This is a genomic window from Clostridium sp. YIM B02500 (assembly GCF_022324665.1).
In the GTDB taxonomy this organism is placed as follows: domain Bacteria; phylum Bacillota; class Clostridia; order Clostridiales; family Clostridiaceae; genus Clostridium; species Clostridium beijerinckii.
Window position 1 is genome coordinate 94,167 of sequence record NZ_JAKGTE010000017.1, and the last position, 19,361, is coordinate 113,527.

15 protein-coding genes are annotated in these 19,361 nt (G+C 29.4%); 1 reads left to right on the forward strand and 14 read right to left on the reverse strand.

Annotation, left to right across the window (positions count from 1 at the left end; translation table 11 throughout):
• Positions 1-642: 642 nt before the first annotated feature.
• The 3 genes from L1S46_RS15170 to L1S46_RS15180 form a co-directional block, all read right to left on the reverse strand.
• Positions 643-2,577 carry a [FeFe] hydrogenase, group A gene (locus L1S46_RS15170; protein ID WP_011969097.1) on the reverse strand — a complete coding sequence of 645 codons (1,935 nt, stop codon included), beginning with the start codon at positions 2,575-2,577 and terminating at the stop codon, positions 643-645.
• Between the two features lie 503 nt (positions 2,578-3,080).
• Positions 3,081-3,746, reverse strand: coding sequence for an HAD family phosphatase (locus L1S46_RS15175; RefSeq protein WP_039768405.1), 666 nt, complete (start codon positions 3,744-3,746; stop codon positions 3,081-3,083).
• Positions 3,747-3,845: 99 nt separating this feature from the next.
• Positions 3,846-4,505, reverse strand: coding sequence for a nitrite reductase (locus L1S46_RS15180; protein ID WP_039768402.1), 660 nt, complete (start codon positions 4,503-4,505; stop codon positions 3,846-3,848).
• Positions 4,506-4,848: 343 nt separating this feature from the next.
• Between L1S46_RS15180 and L1S46_RS15185 the strand changes: the two genes are divergently transcribed.
• A complete protein-coding gene (locus tag L1S46_RS15185; RefSeq protein ID WP_039768399.1) occupies positions 4,849-6,078 on the forward strand; it encodes an MFS transporter in 1,230 nt (409 codons plus the stop codon).
• A 128-nt stretch (positions 6,079-6,206) separates the two neighbouring features.
• Here the strand turns inward: L1S46_RS15185 and L1S46_RS15190 are convergent, their stop codons facing one another.
• From L1S46_RS15190 to gpmA, 11 genes are all read right to left on the reverse strand, one after another.
• On the reverse strand, positions 6,207-7,745 hold the full coding sequence (locus L1S46_RS15190) for a diguanylate cyclase (RefSeq protein WP_039768397.1): 1,539 nt from the start codon (positions 7,743-7,745) through the stop codon (positions 6,207-6,209).
• A gap of 258 nt (positions 7,746-8,003) precedes the next feature.
• Positions 8,004-8,396, reverse strand: coding sequence for a zinc ribbon domain-containing protein (locus tag L1S46_RS15195; RefSeq protein WP_238900353.1), 393 nt, complete (start codon positions 8,394-8,396; stop codon positions 8,004-8,006).
• A 165-nt stretch (positions 8,397-8,561) separates the two neighbouring features.
• Positions 8,562-9,725 (reverse strand): ABC transporter substrate-binding protein, encoded by a 1,164-nt coding sequence (locus tag L1S46_RS15200; RefSeq protein ID WP_011969091.1) that lies wholly within the window; start codon positions 9,723-9,725, stop codon positions 8,562-8,564.
• A gap of 281 nt (positions 9,726-10,006) precedes the next feature.
• Entirely contained in the window at positions 10,007-10,720 is a 714-nt protein-coding gene (locus L1S46_RS15205) for an ABC transporter ATP-binding protein (RefSeq protein WP_011969090.1), read from the reverse strand.
• Positions 10,713-11,483, reverse strand: a complete 771-nt coding sequence (locus L1S46_RS15210) for an ABC transporter ATP-binding protein (RefSeq protein WP_017212967.1) — start codon at positions 11,481-11,483, stop codon at positions 10,713-10,715. The genes L1S46_RS15205 and L1S46_RS15210 overlap by 8 nt, the downstream gene beginning before the upstream one ends.
• Positions 11,483-12,541: a branched-chain amino acid ABC transporter permease gene (locus L1S46_RS15215; protein WP_011969088.1), complete on the reverse strand. Its 1,059-nt coding sequence runs from the start codon at positions 12,539-12,541 to the stop codon at positions 11,483-11,485. The genes L1S46_RS15210 and L1S46_RS15215 overlap by 1 nt, the downstream gene beginning before the upstream one ends.
• Before the next feature lie 2 nt (positions 12,542-12,543).
• Positions 12,544-13,446, reverse strand: coding sequence for a branched-chain amino acid ABC transporter permease (locus tag L1S46_RS15220; RefSeq protein ID WP_011969087.1), 903 nt, complete (start codon positions 13,444-13,446; stop codon positions 12,544-12,546).
• A 14-nt stretch (positions 13,447-13,460) separates the two neighbouring features.
• Positions 13,461-14,627 carry an ABC transporter substrate-binding protein gene (locus L1S46_RS15225; protein WP_039768388.1) on the reverse strand — a complete coding sequence of 389 codons (1,167 nt, stop codon included), beginning with the start codon at positions 14,625-14,627 and terminating at the stop codon, positions 13,461-13,463.
• A gap of 586 nt (positions 14,628-15,213) precedes the next feature.
• On the reverse strand, positions 15,214-15,954 hold the full coding sequence (locus tag L1S46_RS15230) for a tetratricopeptide repeat protein (protein ID WP_011969085.1): 741 nt from the start codon (positions 15,952-15,954) through the stop codon (positions 15,214-15,216).
• Between the two features lie 597 nt (positions 15,955-16,551).
• A complete protein-coding gene (locus L1S46_RS15235) occupies positions 16,552-17,952 on the reverse strand; it encodes an MATE family efflux transporter (protein WP_011969084.1) in 1,401 nt (466 codons plus the stop codon).
• 312 nt (positions 17,953-18,264) lie between these two features.
• On the reverse strand, positions 18,265-18,963 hold the full coding sequence (gene gpmA, locus L1S46_RS15240; protein ID WP_238900354.1) for a 2,3-diphosphoglycerate-dependent phosphoglycerate mutase: 699 nt from the start codon (positions 18,961-18,963) through the stop codon (positions 18,265-18,267).
• Positions 18,964-19,361 lie beyond the last annotated feature (398 nt).

A 19,361-nucleotide genomic window follows, 5' to 3' on the forward strand; every position in this document is an offset into this window, starting at 1 on the left:
AAACTCTTTTTAAAAAACTTAACCTAATTTTAATATTACTCACCTTATTTTAACAATTGTAGTATTTCTTGAATCACTTCAAATTATGTTATCTTACTACTAAAAAATTAATAGCCAACATCTACTCCTTTATCAATTGATAATAATCATATGATATCTTTTATTAATTTCAAGTAAAATTTAATAATAATATTATCATTACTTGATCAATTTATTAGGTGATAAAGTATTAATATTACTTGGCTTAAATAAGTAAATTAAAATATTTAAAGATAATATAAACGAACACTATTCTTTATGCTATAACTTGCATAATTTCATTATACGGAATATAAATGTATTATATATAATTGAATCCGATTTTCCCTCAAAATATATTAATAGAAAATACTTATTAAATATATAATAAAATTTAACATTACATAAAGAATATTTAAATATACTCATAATCATATGAAAAAACACGTATACATTCATTTTATAAATTTCAATTGCATATGTAAAGAAAATTATAAAAATACTCTTCCAAATAATAAACTGTAAAAATTATATTATTCTATATTTTAATATAATTCCAAGAAAAACCTCGATATTTAACATCGAGGTTTTTCTATAATTTTAAATCACACTCAAATTAATGTTCTAATCTTTTTTTACTCTTGGGAAATATACTGTATGAAGTAACTCATGAGCTTTATTACTTAATGGATGATCTAAATATTTTTCATATATAGCAAGTACTTCTGGATTTTCATTTGATCTTCTAAGTGTCTTTGATCTATCTATATTATTCAATCCTTCTGCTCTTTTTTGCAATGCTGCCTGCTTATTTCCCTTTGTTTTAGGTTGACCACCACCGCCGATGCATCCACCTACACACGCCATTATTTCTATTGCATGGAAGAATTCTTCTCCTGATCTTATTTTATCTAACATCTTAGCTGCTTCCCTAAGTCCATGAGCAACACCTATTCTTAATTTTATATCTCCAGCTTCAAGTTCGCAAACTCTGAATCCATCCCAACCTCTAAGGCCTTCAAATTCTATATTATCGAATCTTTCTCCAGTCATCTTTTCAAGAGCTGTTCTTGTAGCTGCTTCTATAACTCCACCTGTTCTACCAAATATAATTCCAGCTCCAGTGTATTCTCCCATAACTGTATCTATTTCTTCATCTTCAATTTCTTTTAAGTTTATTCCTGAATTTTCAAATATTTTAATAAGTTCTCTTGTTGTGATTACATAATCAACATCATAGTTCATATCTACTGAAAATTCTGCTCTTGAAGCTTCATACTTCTTTGCAATACATGGCATAATAGCAACTGAAGTAACTTCATCTCTTGAAAGCCCCTTCTCTTTTGCCCATATTTCCTTAGCCACTATAGCAAACATCTCCATTGGAGATTTAGCTGAAGAAGGAACATCTAACATATCTCCATAATTCTGCTCTATAAATTTAATCCATGAAGGACAGCATGAAGTAAGAATTGGAAGTTTTACACTCTCATCCCCAGCTAGATGTCTTTCAAGTCTTTCTTGAAGTTCTGCAGCTTCTTCCATTATTGTTAAATCAGCTCCCCAGCTCGTATCAAACACATAATCTACTCCTAGTTTTCTAAGACCTGCTGCTATTTTCTTTTCAACATTCTCTCCTGGTTCAAAGCCAAAAGCTTCACCTATCGCAACTCTAACTGCTGGTGCCATCTGAGTAATTACAACCTTATTAGGTGTTGCTAAATCTCTAAGAAATAACATAGTATTATCTCCTGCACTTATTGCATCAACAGGACATGCAGAGACACATGCTCCACAATGTGTACATCTATTATAATCTATTTCATGTTTCTTTTTTAATTCTCCATTTATGCAATCAACAGGACATGCTCTTTTACAAGCTCCGCATCCAATACATTTTTTAGTAATTGTTAATTTTACTAAATGGTTACATTGTGATGTATAACACTTCTTTTCCTCTATATGTTCTTCAATTTCTTCATAGAATTTGTCTATTATTTCTTCCATGATATTATGCTTTTGGTTCATCTTACTTTTCACTGTCACTGCAAGATTTCTCAAAAGATAAATCTCACGCATATTAGACACACCTTTACTTATTCTGTTTAATATATTAAACATTTCAGTTATGTCCTCTTTAACAACTTCATAGTTCTTATAAGATCCATCTTTAATTTTTGCTAGTAAATATTCTATATAAAATTTTTCAAATTGAATAATACAGTCTTCTTGTGATAAAACAATAATTGTTCGTGCAATATTTTCATAAAATAGTCCAAAATCAAATTCTTTATCTAAGCTGTCCTCTGTTAAAAAACCACCGAAAGGAAGTCCTATTTGAGCTGCTTTAAAGTTACTTTTGTTTATAAGCCCACCACATAATTGTATTATTTCATTAAGTGTAGCCCCTTCCGGAACTTCTATTATCCCTGGATTGTTAACTTTTCCACATATAGCAATTTTTCTGCCGTTTGACAGTTCTTTTAATTCCTCTTCGCTAAAAACAGAAAAAACTGAACCTAATGCACTTTGTATAAAAGATTTTTTATTATCTCCCATAATATTCACTCCTTAACATTTTGTCTTCTTTTTATTTTCAAATCTAATCATATAAAATATATATTATTTAGTATAATTGTTTATTATTTTTAACAAAACCGTCGCATAATAATCTATTGTATCTATTAACGCACTATTTTAATAAAGAAAATCCATATATATGATACACCATATTTCGAGAATTTTTCAAGTTAATAAAACTTTCTTAACACGTTTAATAATAAACTTATTATCCTCCCCCTTAAGTTAATAACGAGATAAATACGAAGCTCTCAATTTTATGCATCGCCAGTCTATTATAACATATATTTATAGAAAATTATTAAATATTATATGATTATTTTATAAAAAAAGACAACAAATTTATTAATAATAAATTTGTTGTCTAAAATAAGTATTATTTTAGAATAATCTCCAAGCTATGTACCGCATTTTATCAAAATAGTAAGATAATAAATATTTATAAAAACACAATTTAACGTAAATTCTGAATATATTAATTATTACCTATCAATATTCTTACTTAAATACTCCTTAATATCTAGTAAATTCTCAAAGCTTTTATGACAATACTTTAGTATATCATTGTCGGCTTTCTTAAGATCTTCTACATGTATTCCTATCATTTTAGCTTTATATGCTCCTTCAATACCTGCAGCAGAATCCTCTATAACAATACAATCTTCAGGATTTACACAAAGCTTTTTAGCGGCCTTTAGAAATATTTCTGGATCTGGTTTGGCTTTTACTACATCATCACCATAAACCATAACATCAAAATCTTCTTTGATATCAGTATTTCTAAACTGAATATTAGCTCGTTCTATTTTAGCTGATGTCGCAAGAGCTATTCTATATCCTCTCTCTTTTAGAAACTCTAAAATTTCCTTCGCCCCTTCTTTAATAGCAATTTGACCACTTTCTACTGCCTTCTTTAATTCCTTATCTTTTTCTTCATACATTTGTGTTATAGGCAAGTTTTCTCCATATAACTCTAAAAATTTCTTGATTACGTTTTTCCGTCCTCTTCCCATTACAGAAATATAGACATCATCACTCATATCATATCCATACTTCTTAAAAATCTTTCTCCAAGTCTCTAGGTATACTCTCTCTGTATCGAATATAACTCCATCCATGTCAAATAACACCGCTTTTATTTTTTTCATTATTCCCCCGTGAATTAATTTTTTATTTAATCAAAATTCTCTCTTTTTTAAAGACCTTTTAGATATCATTTATATAACTCCAAATTATGTATAAGGAATCTATATATCTATACCCTTTAAAACATCTTGATTAAATTTCTCAATTCCGATTCTATCAATAAAAAATCCCAGCTTTTCTCCTGCCTCTGCATTTTCTATATAATATTCAAAAATATTATCAACTAAACTCAATGCTTGGCTTTCTGTTATATCTTTAGCAATAATATCTGCCATTCTTGGGTTATAACCTCCTGATCCTCCTGCTGCAACAATAAAACCGGTTTTATCGGCTATCACTCCAATATCTTTACTATAAACGCTTCCACAAGCATTTCTACAGCCTGCTACTCCTATTTTAGTCCTACATGGCATTTCCATCCATTGATATTTTCTTGAAAGTTTCATTCCAGTCCCAATTGTGTTATATTTAGATCTTTTACAGTATCCAGCTGGACACATTTCAACATTCTTAACTGAATTTTGTGTTTTAACTGCTGGTTCCATTCCAAGTTCATTCCAAACATTTTCCAAGTCTTCTTGCTTAAGATTAGTTATTAATATTCTTTGTCCTGAAGTTATTTTTAATATACCATTATATTTTTTTGCTATATCCACAATTTTTTGCATAGTTTCTATAGTAATAAAACCGCCTGGAATATGCGGAGTTATTCCAAAAGTTCTCTTTCCATTACTTATCTTCTGAAGATTTCCAAAACTCATATTATATCCTCCTCTTATGTGTATTAATAATATTTAATACTAGATTAATGTTTATTTTATCATATTTTTAACATAAATAATTATTTACAGTTGATAAATTCTTCTTCAAAATAACTTTTTAATATTAGTAACAAAGCTATTTATTGTGTCCAAAATAGTTTTTGCTAATAACTGTATCCGCAATTCTAAAAGAAAATAATTCCATTATTAACTTGATACGCGTTCTTCACCAGTATATACTATTAATAATGCTATTTAATATATTATAAACCTATAAGTTACTTATGTTTATGAATATTTATTTAGCCATAATACTCTATATACAGAAAGGTTCTGAAATATAATGATTTCAACTAAAGACAATTCTTCTTTGCTTAAAAACAAATCATTAAGACTATTAATGACAGCACGTGTATCCACTAATTTCGCATATCAAATGATTACAGTTGCTATTGGATGGCAAATGTATTCCTTAACTCATTCAGCATTTTATCTAGGTCTTGTTGGACTAGTTCAGTTTTTACCAATGCTTTTTCTCTCCCTTTTTGTTGGACACATATCAGATAGATATGATCGCAGAAAAATAGTAACCTTAAGTCAAGTAACTCAAAGTGTGTTTATTTTTATTATGGCTTTTGGGAATTATAATGAGTTAATTACTAAAGAGCGATTTTTAATTCTCATTTTCTTTATAGCGGTAGCTCATTCTTTTGAAGGTCCACCAATGCAAGCCTTATTGCCTAATATCGTTAGTAAGGAGATTTTCCCGCGAGCTTCTGCTTTAATGTCTTCAGTTTCAGAATTTGCAGTTATTATAGGACCAGCTGTTGGCGGAATTTTATATACGTTTGGCACAACACTAGTTTTTTTATTAACTGGCATCTTATATTTAATATCAGGTATTCTTATATATCATATTTCAATTGAGAAAGAAATTTTTAAATCTGAGCCAACTAGCATAAAATCTTTATTCGCAGGAATATCTTTTATAAAGAGTAGACCTATAATACTTGGAGCAATATCACTAGATTTATTTGCAGTATTATTTGGTGGCGCAACTGCCTTACTTCCAATATACGCAAGTAGCATTCTAATGATAGGTTCTTTTGGTTTAGGCATACTAAGATCTGCTCCTGCCGTTGGAGCATTATTAATGTCTGCTTATCTTGCAAGGAAACCATTAAAGCACAATGTAGGGAAGACAATGTTCATAGCTGTTATATTCTTCGGTTTATCTACTATAGCTTTTGCAATATCTAGATCTGTTATAATATCTTTCATTGCTCTTTTGATTTTAGGTGCTTCCGATGTAATTAGCGTTGTTATACGATCTACGCTTGTTCAACTTAATACTCCAGATTATATGAGAGGAAGAGTTAGCTCTGTAAATATGATATTCATAGGAACTTCTAATCAGCTTGGTGAATTTGAATCAGGAATTACAGCGTCTTTATTCGGGACTGTTCCCGCTGCTCTTATTGGAGGCATTGGAACTATAGCAGTTGTAATGTTATGGATGAAATTATTTCCTTCTATATTGCATGTTGATAGATTTGAAGCAAGCAAAAACTAAAAATGTATTTTTATTTCATGAATTTTTTAATTAAATATTTTAAATAAAAAAACTTTAAATAGTATTATAGTAACTATTTAAAGTTTTTTACTTTGTAATAATAAATGCGCTACACCATTTATTATAGTCTAACTATTTCCCATTTTTATAGAAACCCTATTTCTCCCTAAACTCTTCGCTTCATACAAAGCTTTATCTGCAAATTTAATCATATTTTCCAAATCTCGTTCTCTAACTGATGTAAATATCCCAAAAGAAGATGTTATCTTTATGCATTTATTGTCATGGAGTATTTCCAAATTTTCAATCCTTCTTCTTATTGTTTCACCAATCTCTAAAGCTTTTTCTGAATTAGCATTATCTAGTAGAATTAAAAATTCCTCTCCCCCATATCTTCCTATATAATATTTTTTTCCCAATAATTCTTTACAAATATTCATTACCTTTTTTAGAACAATATCACCTGTAGGATGCCCATAAGTATCATTAATAATTTTAAATTTATCTATATCCATCATTAATAGAGACATATGTTTCTTATCCGAACAAGCTTCAATTTTTTCTTTTGCAATTTTATAGAAATACTTTCTATTATATACCCCTGTCAAAACGTCAGTGATGCCATAGTACTCAAGTTTCTTAATCATTAAAACCTGTTCAGTATTATCACTCAAAACAATAACTTTACCCTTCCCTCTGTTATTATTAATTAGTGTAAGCTTTCCTTTAAAATAATAGAGTTTGTTCTTGATTTTAATTTCACAGTTGAAACTCGTTTCTTTTTCTTCATATATATATTTGATAATTTCCTGATACTCTTTAAACTCTGTGCATACGTCTTGTCCTATTGCTAGCTTTGATTTTATATTAAAAATTTTCTCTGCTATATTATTCATATCTATTATTTTGTTTTCTTGGTCTAATACTAATATTGCTTCAGAAATATTGTCAAAAACAACATGTCTAGCAATAGTAGCTGTTTCAAAGATATTTGATTTAAACAAAGCGTATGTATATATCAAACAAAATACTCCCATAAAAATTGGAACTATATCTATTCTTATAGACGTAATCCTTGACATGTATATCCAATATCCAATCCAAGGAATAAATGATGTAAGCATGATTTTAAAGCTTCTCTTTTTATATAAACTGTTTTCTTTTCTATAAAAAATTAAATACAGGCTATTCCCTACTATGAAGCATACATTTACAAAAATTACGCATATAACATATACAATGCCTGGTTTAAGATTTGCAATATATAGATTATCTGCAATGTCAACTGTGTAACTTTTATAAAAAAGATGATGATAGTCATTAGTAATATTTAATGCCACTAATACCATAGGCAACGAAAATAACAACATATAGAGCTTTTTAGTGATATACCTACTTTTATTAGTATATTCTAGGGCCATGATGACCCAAAAAGCCGGAATGGATGCTATTCCTATATACTCTATTCCAGTAAACAATTTCATAAAGGTTAAATTAGGACATATTAACTCAAAAGAATAAAATAAACTATATATAAAAACACATAAAATAACACCTAAAAGACCGTTTAAATGTATTCTTCTTTTTTTATAAAATAAAAATATGCATAATTGCGCCGAAACAAATGCCGTTAAAAACATTGCAAGAAATATTATATAATTAAACATCTAATATCCTCTTTCATAATCACTAATTCTTTAATAAATTATTATCCTAAAGCCAATTTTAACTTTTGGAATCAGAAACCTATTCTATCATTATATATTATAAAACCCACGTTATTCCATTTCAATAACTATTACAATATATTTCTGTAATTAAAGATTTCTTTATCAATTTTTACTCGAATCAACGTGATTTTGTGAAACTTTTAATTAACGAAAAAAAATCAAGTAGCTACAACGGCTACTTGATTTTTTTTAAATTCAAAATTTAATCCTATTCCCACAATGAGGACAAAATTGAAAACTTGGGTCAACTTCCATACCACAGTTCCTGCATATACCACTATTATAATTATCTCTATAATTACTGCTTTCTAGCTCATCAAGATCCCAATAAGTTATATTCACAGGTTCGTTATTCTCAATGGCTTTTCCTTTGTCTACTGAAATACTAAAGTTAGTTCTACATCCATCACATATTATATAATATTTTATATTCCACCTAAAAAGCGGAATAAAGAAAAAATGAAAATAATTAAAATTTTTTATCAGCTTTCCACGAAAAACTTTATTACATTTTTTACAGTTTAAATTGTCTAAAATCTTTATTTCTTTATTTTTATTTTCAATGCCAAATATACCTATAAAAAACATACAACCATTTACCTCTATCTATAAATATTATTATCATATATATCTGTAAATACTAAGTATACATTTAGAATCCTTATAAATCAAGTTATCCAATTAGGGCCACAATATTGGAACTTAATTGTAACATACATTATCCATTTTATTAAAGTATTCACATTTTTAATTCTATTCAGGCTTTATTGTATCTAGATAAGTAAACTTGCCATCTTTAACTATCTTTAAAACAGCTTCTTTTACTGCATTATTGTTTTCATCAATTGTTATTACTCCTGCTGCACCAGGAAAATCTTTTGTTTTTGCTATTTCATCTCTAATTTTAACTGGATCTGCAGAATTAGCTCTCTTAATCGCATCTAAAATTACTAGATATGCATCATACCCTAATGCTGTAGCTGCTGCTGGCTCCTTATTATATTGTTTTCTATATTCATCAAGAAAAATTTTAGATTCTTCAGTTATAGGTGTCTCAGTTGCAAAAAATGTTGAAAATACAGTTCCTTCAACATCCTCTTTACCTATATCTAAAAATTCCGGTGTCTCCCAGGTATCAGCTCCAATTATTGGTGCTGTAATTCCAAGTTGCCTTGCCTGCTTTATTATCATTGCTCCTTCAGTAAAATTCCCTGGAGCAAATATTACATCAGGATTGCTTCCTTTAATATTTGTAAGCTGTGCTGAGAAATCCTGATCTCCTGTGTTATAATTTGCTTTTGCTACAACAGCATTATTATCCTCAGTTAGCTTTTTAAATTCATCAGTAAAGAATTTGCAGATTCCAACTGAGTAATCACTTGAGACCTCTTGAAGAATTGCTACCTTTTTAGCCTTTAGCTTATTAGCTGCGTATTTTGCCATAACAGTTCCTTGAAAAGGATCAATAAAGCAAACTCTAAAGTAATAATCATTTCCTGCGGTTACTAAAGGGTTTGTACAAGTTACCCCTACAGCTGGAACCTTAGCTTCCTGTACTATATCCCCTGCTGCCATAGAGAAACCACTTCCATAGCTTCCTATAATAGCATTAACATGCTCCTGCTCAATAAGGTTTGCAGCTGCACTAGCTGCTTCAACTTTATCAGATTTATTATCTGCAAAAACCAGTTCAACTTTTTTACCAAGAACAGTTGGATAAATCTTGTTTGCAAGTTTTGCACCTTCTGTTTCTAATTGTCCACCTGCTGCATTTGCACCTGTCATTGGTTCAAACACACCTATTTTTATTACATCACTATCCTCATTGGCTTTTGTGCCTGATTTTGAATTACAACCTCCTAAAGTAAAAGAAGTCATCATAGCTATAACCAAAAGCAATGAAATTTTTCTTTTCATATATATATCCCCCTAATATCTAAGTATTAATTTAATCTTATTGACGTATAAAATAAGAGCAACAAAATAGTAACTCAAAAAATTCTAATATCCCAGCATTTATTTCTTATAATATACATCTCTTAGTTCAATTAAAATTATCTTTTTCTAAAAACTTATATTTTAATTTAATGTATTGTAATAATAAAGGCAAAATAAATTCCTTAAATAAAAAAATAACAAGTCAGTATTTTTCTATTTTCTGACTTGCTATTTCTCCTCTAAATACGAAAATTCTCATATTACAAAGCTTCACCAAGATAAGCTTTTTTAATTTCATCATTAGAAAGTAATTCTTGCCCTGAGCCACTTAGTGTTATTCTTCCAGTTTCCATAATATAGCCAATATCAGCTATTTTTAAAGCTGCATTTGCATTTTGCTCAATTAGTAGAACTGTCATGCCTTCTTCATTAATTTTCTTTATAATTCCAAATAATTCTTTTACAATTATTGGTGCAAGTCCTAAAGAAGGCTCATCCATCATTATTAACTTTGGTCTTGACATAAGTGCTCTTCCTATTGCAAGCATTTGTTGCTCACCTCCTGAAAGAGTTCCCGATAATTGCCAAGTTCTCTCCTTAAGTCTTGGAAAAAGTGAATATACCTTTTCCAAGTCTTCTTGAATACCTGATTTATCCTTTCTTGTATAAGCACCTATTTTTAAATTTTCCAGTACTGTAAGATCTGAAAAGACTTTTCTTCCTTCTGGAACTAATGCTATTCCTTTTTTCACCATAAGTTCTGTATTAAGCTTAGTTAAATCAGTTCCATCATCCAAATTTATAGTTCCACTCTTTGGTTTAACAAGACCTACTATAGATTTTAATGTAGTACTTTTTCCTGCTCCGTTAGCACCAACTAAAGTTACGATCTTCCCCTCTGGTACCTCTAAGCTTATTCCCTTTAACGCTTCAATTCCACCATAGGCGACTACTAAATTATCAATTTTAATCATCTTCAGCTACCCCCAAATATGCATCTATAACCTTTTTATCGTTTTGTATTTCAGAAGGTGTACCTTCAGCTATAGTAATTCCATATTCAAAAACCTGTATTCTATCTGATAACCCCATAACCATATTCATATGATGCTCTATCATAAATATAGTTAAATCAAATTTATCCTTAATTTCTCTAACAAAATCTGTAAGTTCATCAGTTTCTGTAGGATTCATTCCTGCTGCTGGTTCATCAAGAAGAAGAAGCTTCGGATTAGTAGCAAGCGCTCTTGCTATTTCAAGTTTTCTCTGCATACCGTATGGAAGAGAACTTGCTTTCTCATTTTTTAACTTTTCAAGACCTACTTCTTTTAAAAGCTCTAAAGATTTCTCAACCATTTCTTTTTCTTCTCTTTTATATCTAGGAAGCTTTAACATAGCTTCAATACAGTTTGACTTAATATGAACATGATTTCCTATTAAAACATTGTCAAGTACACTCAAATCTTTAAAAAGTCTTATGTTTTGAAATGTTCTTGCTATACCAGTTTGAGTTATTTTATCTTGTCTCATTCCAGTAATATTAGTATCATTAAAGATTATTTTTCCTCTTGTAGGAGTATACACATTAGTGATCATATTAAAGGCTGTAGTTTTACCAGCCCCATTAGGTCCAATTAAGGAAATTATTTCTCCTTGATTAATTTGAAGGTTAAAGTCTTTTACAGCCGTAAGTCCTCCAAACTGCATAGTCGCATTTTGTACGTTTAATAATGCCATTACTTGTCCCCTCCTTCTTCTAGAGGTTTGTTATTAGAATATTTAAATATTGATTTCCACGAAAATTCTTTTGTGCCCATTATTCCATGTCTAAAGAATAATACTATTATCATAAGCAAAATTGAGAAAATAACCATTCTAAGTCCTGGTATCCCTGAAAAACTAAAGATTCCTAAATCAAATTGCTTTTCCATATCCAAAAATCTTAAAGCTTCTCCAAGTATTGTTACGATGAAAGCTGATATAACTGTTCCTGTAACGCTTCCCATTCCTCCAATAACTATTATAAGGAGTATATTGAACGTAAGGCTGAACTTAAACATATTAGGATCAATTGTTCCCATTAAGTTCCCAAGTAATCCACCTCCAACTCCGGCAAAAAAAGCACCAATAGCGAATCCTATTACTTTGTGTTTGAATAAACTTATCCCCATACTTTCAGCCGCAATCTCATCTTCTCTAATTGATTTTAGAGCTCTTCCATAGGAACTATTTATAAGCGACAGCAATATTATTATTGTCACAATTGCTACTCCAAAGCTCCAATATAGGTTTGTCATATGAGGAATACCACGAAGACCCAAAGCTCCATTGGTTAAACCTTGTATATTAGTAATAACTATTCTTATAATTTCTGCAAATCCTAAAGTAACAATAGCCAAATAGTCACCCTTAAGTCTTAAAGCCGGAGCACCTATTAAAACTGCTATAAATGCGGATAAAAGACCAGCTATTAACAATGCTACAATAAACGGTACCGATATATGATTAAAAGGCGCCATTAATGGTTCCATAAAGAAATTTTGATTTTTAACTTTTTCACTCATTGTAAGCAATGCAGTTGTATAAGCACCTACTGCTACAAAGCCTGCATGTCCTAATGAAAACAATCCTGTAAATCCATTTATTAGATTTAAGCTTAATCCAAGAACTGTATATATTGCACATAAATTTAAAATTCTAATTTTATAAGAGTCTAAGCTATTATTTGCAACAAATAAGAGTAAAAATACAATTGCAATAAGAGCTATATTTAAAAATTTATTTTTATTGTTCATTTTTACACCTTCTCTGTTAAATTTTTGCCCATTATTCCTGTAGGCTTAAATAGCAATATTACGATTAATAGTATAAATGCTAAAGCATCCCTATACCCTGTAAGTCCAGGGAAAAATCCAATTAACATAATTTCAGCTAGTCCAAGTATAAAACCACCAATAACTGCTCCCTTAATATCTCCTATACCACCAATTACAGCGGCTATAAAACATTTAAGACCTGGCATCATTCCCATAAGTGCAACTATTTGTGGATATTTTACACACCACATCATAGAACCTACTGCAGCTAATCCCGATCCAATAGCGAAAGTAAATGATATTGTCTTATTTACATTTATCCCCATAAGTCTTGCAGTTTCAACATCTTTTGAAGCTGCTCTCATTGCCATACCAATATTCGTATTATTAACTAAGTGTAATAAAACAAATAGTATTACTATTGTAACAACTGGAATTATAAAAGTAAGTCTTTGAATTGAAATTCCACCTATAACTATTACATCTGTAAATAGCTTCACATCTGGAAATGCTTTAGGTCTTCCTCCAAATAAAACAACCGCTAAATTTTCAAGTAAGAAGGATACACCAATAGCTGAAATCAAAGCTGAAATCTTAGGTGCATTTCTTAACGGTCTATAAGCAGTGAATTCAATTCCCATTCCAAGGAATGCTGTTATAACCACTGCGATTATAAAAGCAAAGTACCAAGGTAGTCCAAATGTTGCAACTCCGAAAAATCCGAAATATGCAGCCATCATAAATATATCTCCATGCGCAAAATTTATAAGTTTTAATATTCCATAGACCATAGTATATCCTATGGCTATAAGTGCGTATAAACTTCCTAGTGAGATACCATTTGCTAAATTTTGCATAAATGTGCTTAAATTCATTAAAGTCATATTTTCACCCCTAATTAATTTTCTTCAGGTTTTATTGTATCAAGATAAGTAAATTTACCATCTTTAACTATCTTTAAAACTGCATCTTTTACTGCATTGTTATTTTGATCTATAGTTATTACTCCTGCAGCACCAGGAAAATTCTTGGTTTTTGCAATTTCATCTCTAATCTTTACTGGATCTATCGAATTAGCTCTCTTAATTGCATCTAAAATTACTAGATATGCATCATATGATAAAGCTGAAACCGCTGCTGGTTCTTTATTATATTCTTTTCTATATTCATCAAGAAAGACTTTTGATTCGTTAGTTATAGGAGTCTCACTTGCAAAAAAAGTAGAAAATACTGTTCCATCAACATCTTCTTTACCTATATCTAAAAATTCTGGAGTTTCCCAAGTATCTCCTCCAATTATTGGAGTAGTTATTCCAAGCTGTCTTGCTTGTTTTATTATCATAGCTCCTTCTGTAAAATTACCTGGAGCAAAAATCACATCTGGATTACTGCTCTTTATATTTGTTAGTTGAGCTGTAAAATCCTGATCACCTGTATTATAGTTAGCTTTAGCTATAATTGCATCTTTATCTCCTGTAATCTTTATAAATTCATCAGTAAAGAACTTACAAATTCCAACTGAGTAATCACTTGAAACCTCTTGAAGTAAAGCTACTTTTTTAGCTTGCAATTTATTTGCTGCATATTTTGCCATAACAGTTCCTTGAAAAGGATCTATAAAACAAACTCTAAAGTAATAATCATTACCAGCTGTTACAAGAGGATTTGTAGCTGAGGCTGCAACTGCTGGAACCTTGGCATCTTGTACAACATCTCCTGCCGCCATAGAATTTCCACTTCCCCAGCTTCCTATAATTGCATTAACTTGTTCCTGCTCCACAAGATTAGATGCTGCACTAGCCGCTTCAACTTTGTCTGATTTATTATCTGCAAAAACCAGTTCAACTTTTTTACCATTAACTGTTGGATAGAGCTTGTTCGCAAGTTTTACGCCTTCTACTTCTAGCTGTCCCCCAGCTGCGTTAGCACCAGTCATTGGCTCAAATACACCAATTTTTATAACATCGCTGTCTATATTTGCTTTAGTATTTGATTTTGAACATCCCGCCAGCGTAAATGTAGTTGTCATAGCCAGCGCCAAAATCAAAGAAATTTTTTTCTTCATAAAATAAGCCCCCTAGTATTAGTTTTATTTTCTCAAGGTGTACTCTGCAAAAAAATAATAATTTGATAATAAGATTTACAAAAAACATAGAAAATAATTAACCAGCTATTCATTGTTTAAATATTACTATTCTTTTTAATATTTCTATTGAAATTGTTTATATAAAGTAATCCTTAAAGTATAAATTTATTAATTTATTAATTTATTCCGACGATTATTAACAAATTATATATTATCCTATATCCGCCCATCTGTCAACCCACGAAAGACATTTGTATTCTCTACAAATATAAATTTTAGAACTATATTATCAAAAAACGTTCGTTGTGTAGAAATGTTATGATAGTTTTTACAAGTTAATTTATAAATTTATATATATCAGTTATGTATTTCCTAGTCTCTATCTCTTTTAATTAATTCTAGAAAGATATTTTCACTTTACTTTTCAGAATATGCTTAATTGATTTATATACAGTATTTTAACGTTGTTTACCTTTGGCTTATTAAACCTTATAAAAATACAAAAAAGCTTAATGTTACTAAAATATAACATTAAGCTTTTTTATCTATACAATTTTCTTATAGACTAAAATCCTGCTGGCTCTGATTTAGCACCAGCTTCATGCATTTCTTTGATTGCTTCTACATACATGCTTTTATCTTCTACAATCTTAGCAGCTTGCTCATAGCAATATAATGCTTTATTTAAATCTTCAAGATGATAATAACATGCAGCTAATCTATTGATTAAATCAGGATTTTTCCTGTTTATTTTTAGTGCCATTTTATAATATCTTACCGCACTTTTATAGTTCATACTATATTTATCTCTCTCATTAAATTCTACTATATTTTCTTTACTTAAATATATATTTCCTATACACTCATAAGTTGCACAGATTAATAATTTATGATCTTCCTTTTCATTTTTTGAGATGTTCTTTTCGCCTTTTCTAAGATGATCTAATGCATTTTCTATGTTTCCTAATTCTGCATACGAAAGTCCCATATATATGTGGGTTAATGAATCATCAGAGTCTTTACAATATACATTAAATGCTTCAATCGCATCTTCATTTTTCCCTAACTTTCTACATACTAGACCTTTTATAAAATATGAATAATAATTTTCTTTATTAAATTCAGCTGCTTTTTCTGTGAAATATAATGCCTTATCTAGCTTTCCTTTTTTAAAATCTCCCATTGCAAGATCATTTAAAACAAGTGATAATTGCTTTTCACTTGTTATAGTTCCACCTTTAACATTTATCCTATTCTCTTCTAAAAAACTTTTTATTTTGTCTTGTATATTTTGATTATCTTCCATTTTGTTCCTCACTTTTTATCTTTATTTTAATAACAAATGCCAAAAATGTTAATATTAATTCTAGCATTTTTATTTTCATATATATTTATATATTATTTTTCATTTTATTACAATAAATACTTTATTAAATTTTTAATTTATATCCACTTTATAAAAATGTATGTTTATCTTAATATAATTATCAAAATATATTAAGTATTTTTAATTCATTGTAACTAAAGTCCTCCACTTTCCCCCATAATTATTACGATTATATCCTTATGCCACTTTATCACTGATTCTCCATCCATAATCTCACTCCCGATCTTCTAATTATATCATTTATATAAAACTCATTTTATATTCTCAGTATATATATTACAAATTTTATATATTCAGTATTTTACATTCAAATATTTGTAAAATTCTTTCAACAATATTATATAAATTCAATATTCAATTTCAAATTACTCTATTAGATGTATCGATTTAAACACAATTAAAATAATCAAAAAATGTAATAAGGAATGAACTAAGATTATTGGTGTTAAATAATCCTATTTCATTCCTTATCACATAAATCATACGACAATACAAAGTTACTATATAAACTAACTTTTACTTACTTATATAATTGCATGCATCTATATCTGATTCATACAAACAGCTTTTCTTTTTTGAGTATTCTATATCTATTCTCCTGATGCTAATATAGTATGCACTTATAAGTGGAATACATGCTCCAAGCCATGCTAATGGATTAGCCATACACACGCCTAAAAAACCTAACGGTCGTGATAATATAATTGCAGCGAACGTCCTCATCAACAATTCCATAATTCCTGCTACTGTTGGAATAAAACTTTGCCCTAATCCTTGAAGCGTATATCTATATATAAACAGTAGTGAAAGTAAAAAATAATTTAATCCGTTTGAAGTTAAATATATTTGTGACAACCTAATAACTTCTTTTTGATCATATCCAACAAAAATTCCTGTAAGAAAATAACCTGCAAAAGTATTTATAAGGCCCACTATAATACTAAATGCTACTGATATAAAAACGCATTTCTTTACGCCTTCTTTAATTCTATCAATTTTTTCCGCACCAAAATTTTGTGCTGTGTATGTGGCCATTGTTATACCAAATGACATCATCGGTTGAGTAGCGAGAGTATCTATTTTCTGAGCGGCAGTATATGCAGCTACAGAAGTAGCCCCAAGGCTATTTAATGCGAATTGTAATATAATAGCACCAATTGCTATTATAGATGCCTGAAATCCCATTGGTAGAGAAATTTTAATGTGTTCTAAAAAAGTTTCTTTGGATAACTTTAAGTCACTCTTCTTTAACTTAAGTATGGGCAAATTTCTCTTTATGTACCACATACACAATAACGCCGATACTCCCTGTGCTATAACAGTTGCACAAGCTGCTCCAGTTACTCCCATCTTGAATATTAATATAAATGCAAATTCTAAAATTATATTTAAAATACACGCTACCACTAAGTATATTAATGGCGTTTTGCTATCTCCCAAGGCTCTAATAATATTTGAAAAAAAATTAAAAAACATCGATGCTATTATTCCAATAAATATTACTACTACAAAATTATATGCATCATCAATAATTTCTACAGGTGTATTCATTAGTTCTAATATAGGTCTAGCTAGAATCGTACTTATAGTTGTAAGAATTATAGTTATTATCATGCTAATAACTATGCCTGTGAAGTAACTTTTCTTAACCCCTTCCTTATCATCTGCACCAAATTTTTGCGCAGTAATGATTGAAAGTCCCGATGTTAAACCTTGAGCAAACCCTAAAATTAAAAACATTATGCTTCCTGTACATCCTACCGCTGCTAAAGCATTTACGCCTATTGTACGGCCAACAATAAATGTATCTGCTATATTGTAAAATTGTTGAAATATATTTCCTATTAATAAAGGAATAGTAAACAGCAATATCAATTTTGCCGGATTTCCTTTTGTTAAATTTCTAGTTATTATCATTTAATGTCTCCCCCTTAAAGATATTAGTAAAAATTAATTTATATTAGTCAAACATTTAATACGATATCACAAAAATATCCTATTTCAATTCTGAACTCCACAACTATGTAATTATACGCTTTATATTAATAGAAATATATAAACAAAAAATACAAAATTTTATATTTAATTTGAATAAAATCACAAAAACAGTAAATCTATATAATTTAAAATTTTAAAAGATTTACTGTTTTTGCAATAAATTATATTTCTTTGTTATAATTATTGTAATTTTTTCTTAAATTCAGATTTTACACCAACTTATCCTATCACTTATTCCTTATCTGATAGGTAATAATGAGTAATTGGCTTTAACTTTTCATCCAATTCATATACTAAAGGTATTCCTGTTGGAATATTCAAATTAGCTACATTATCAGCTGGAATGTCGTCTAAATATTTAACTAAAGCTCTTAATGTATTTCCATGAGCAGATATTATCACTCTTTTACCTTCTTTCAAATCTTCAGCTATATTTCCTCTCCATTCCTCTAACACACGTCTTTCAGTATCAGCAAGGTTTTCTGTTAAAGGTATTTGTTCTTCATTTAAATCCTTGTACTTATATTCATTCCCAGGGTATCTGGTATCCTCTTTAGTCAATTCTGGAGGTTTTACATTTACAAATCTTCTCCATTTATGAACTTGCTCTCCTCCATATTTTTTAGCAGTTTCTGCTTTATTTAATCCTTGTAAAGCTCCATAATGTCTCTCGTTTAGTCTCCATGATTTAAAAACAGGAATCCATGCCAAATCCATCTCATATAATATTCTCCATAATGTTCTTATCGCTCTTTTTAGAACTGATGTATAAGCTACATCAAATACAAAACCATTTTTCTTAAGTATTTTTCCTGCTCTTCTTGCTTCCTTTAATCCATTCTCTGACAAATCCACATCTGTCCATCCCGTAAATCTATTTTCTAAGTTCCAAAGACTTTCTCCATGCCTTACTAGTACTAATTTAATCATAATCTCACCTTCTAAAGTAATTTATCACAATCACAATTTAATGATAATTAGAAAATTCTTAAACAGTCTCAGATAATGAAATCTAAATATAAAAAATTGTGCATAGAAATAAATTTCAATATATATGCTTATCTCTATTAATACCAGTATAGTCGTGTCCCAAAAATTAGTTACACGTTGTATAAGTAGTTATTGCAAATCCTTAAATCTGAATTTTTATATTTAAGGATTCTTTAATTATTATTTTAAATCAAAAAACTTTATAATAAAAAATATGCTCAGATGATAAGTTATCATCTGAGCATATTTTTTATTACCTCGCAATGTCCTACTCTGCCACACAGTCTCCCATGCAGTACCATCGGCGCTATAGACCTTAACTTTCCTGTTCGGAATGG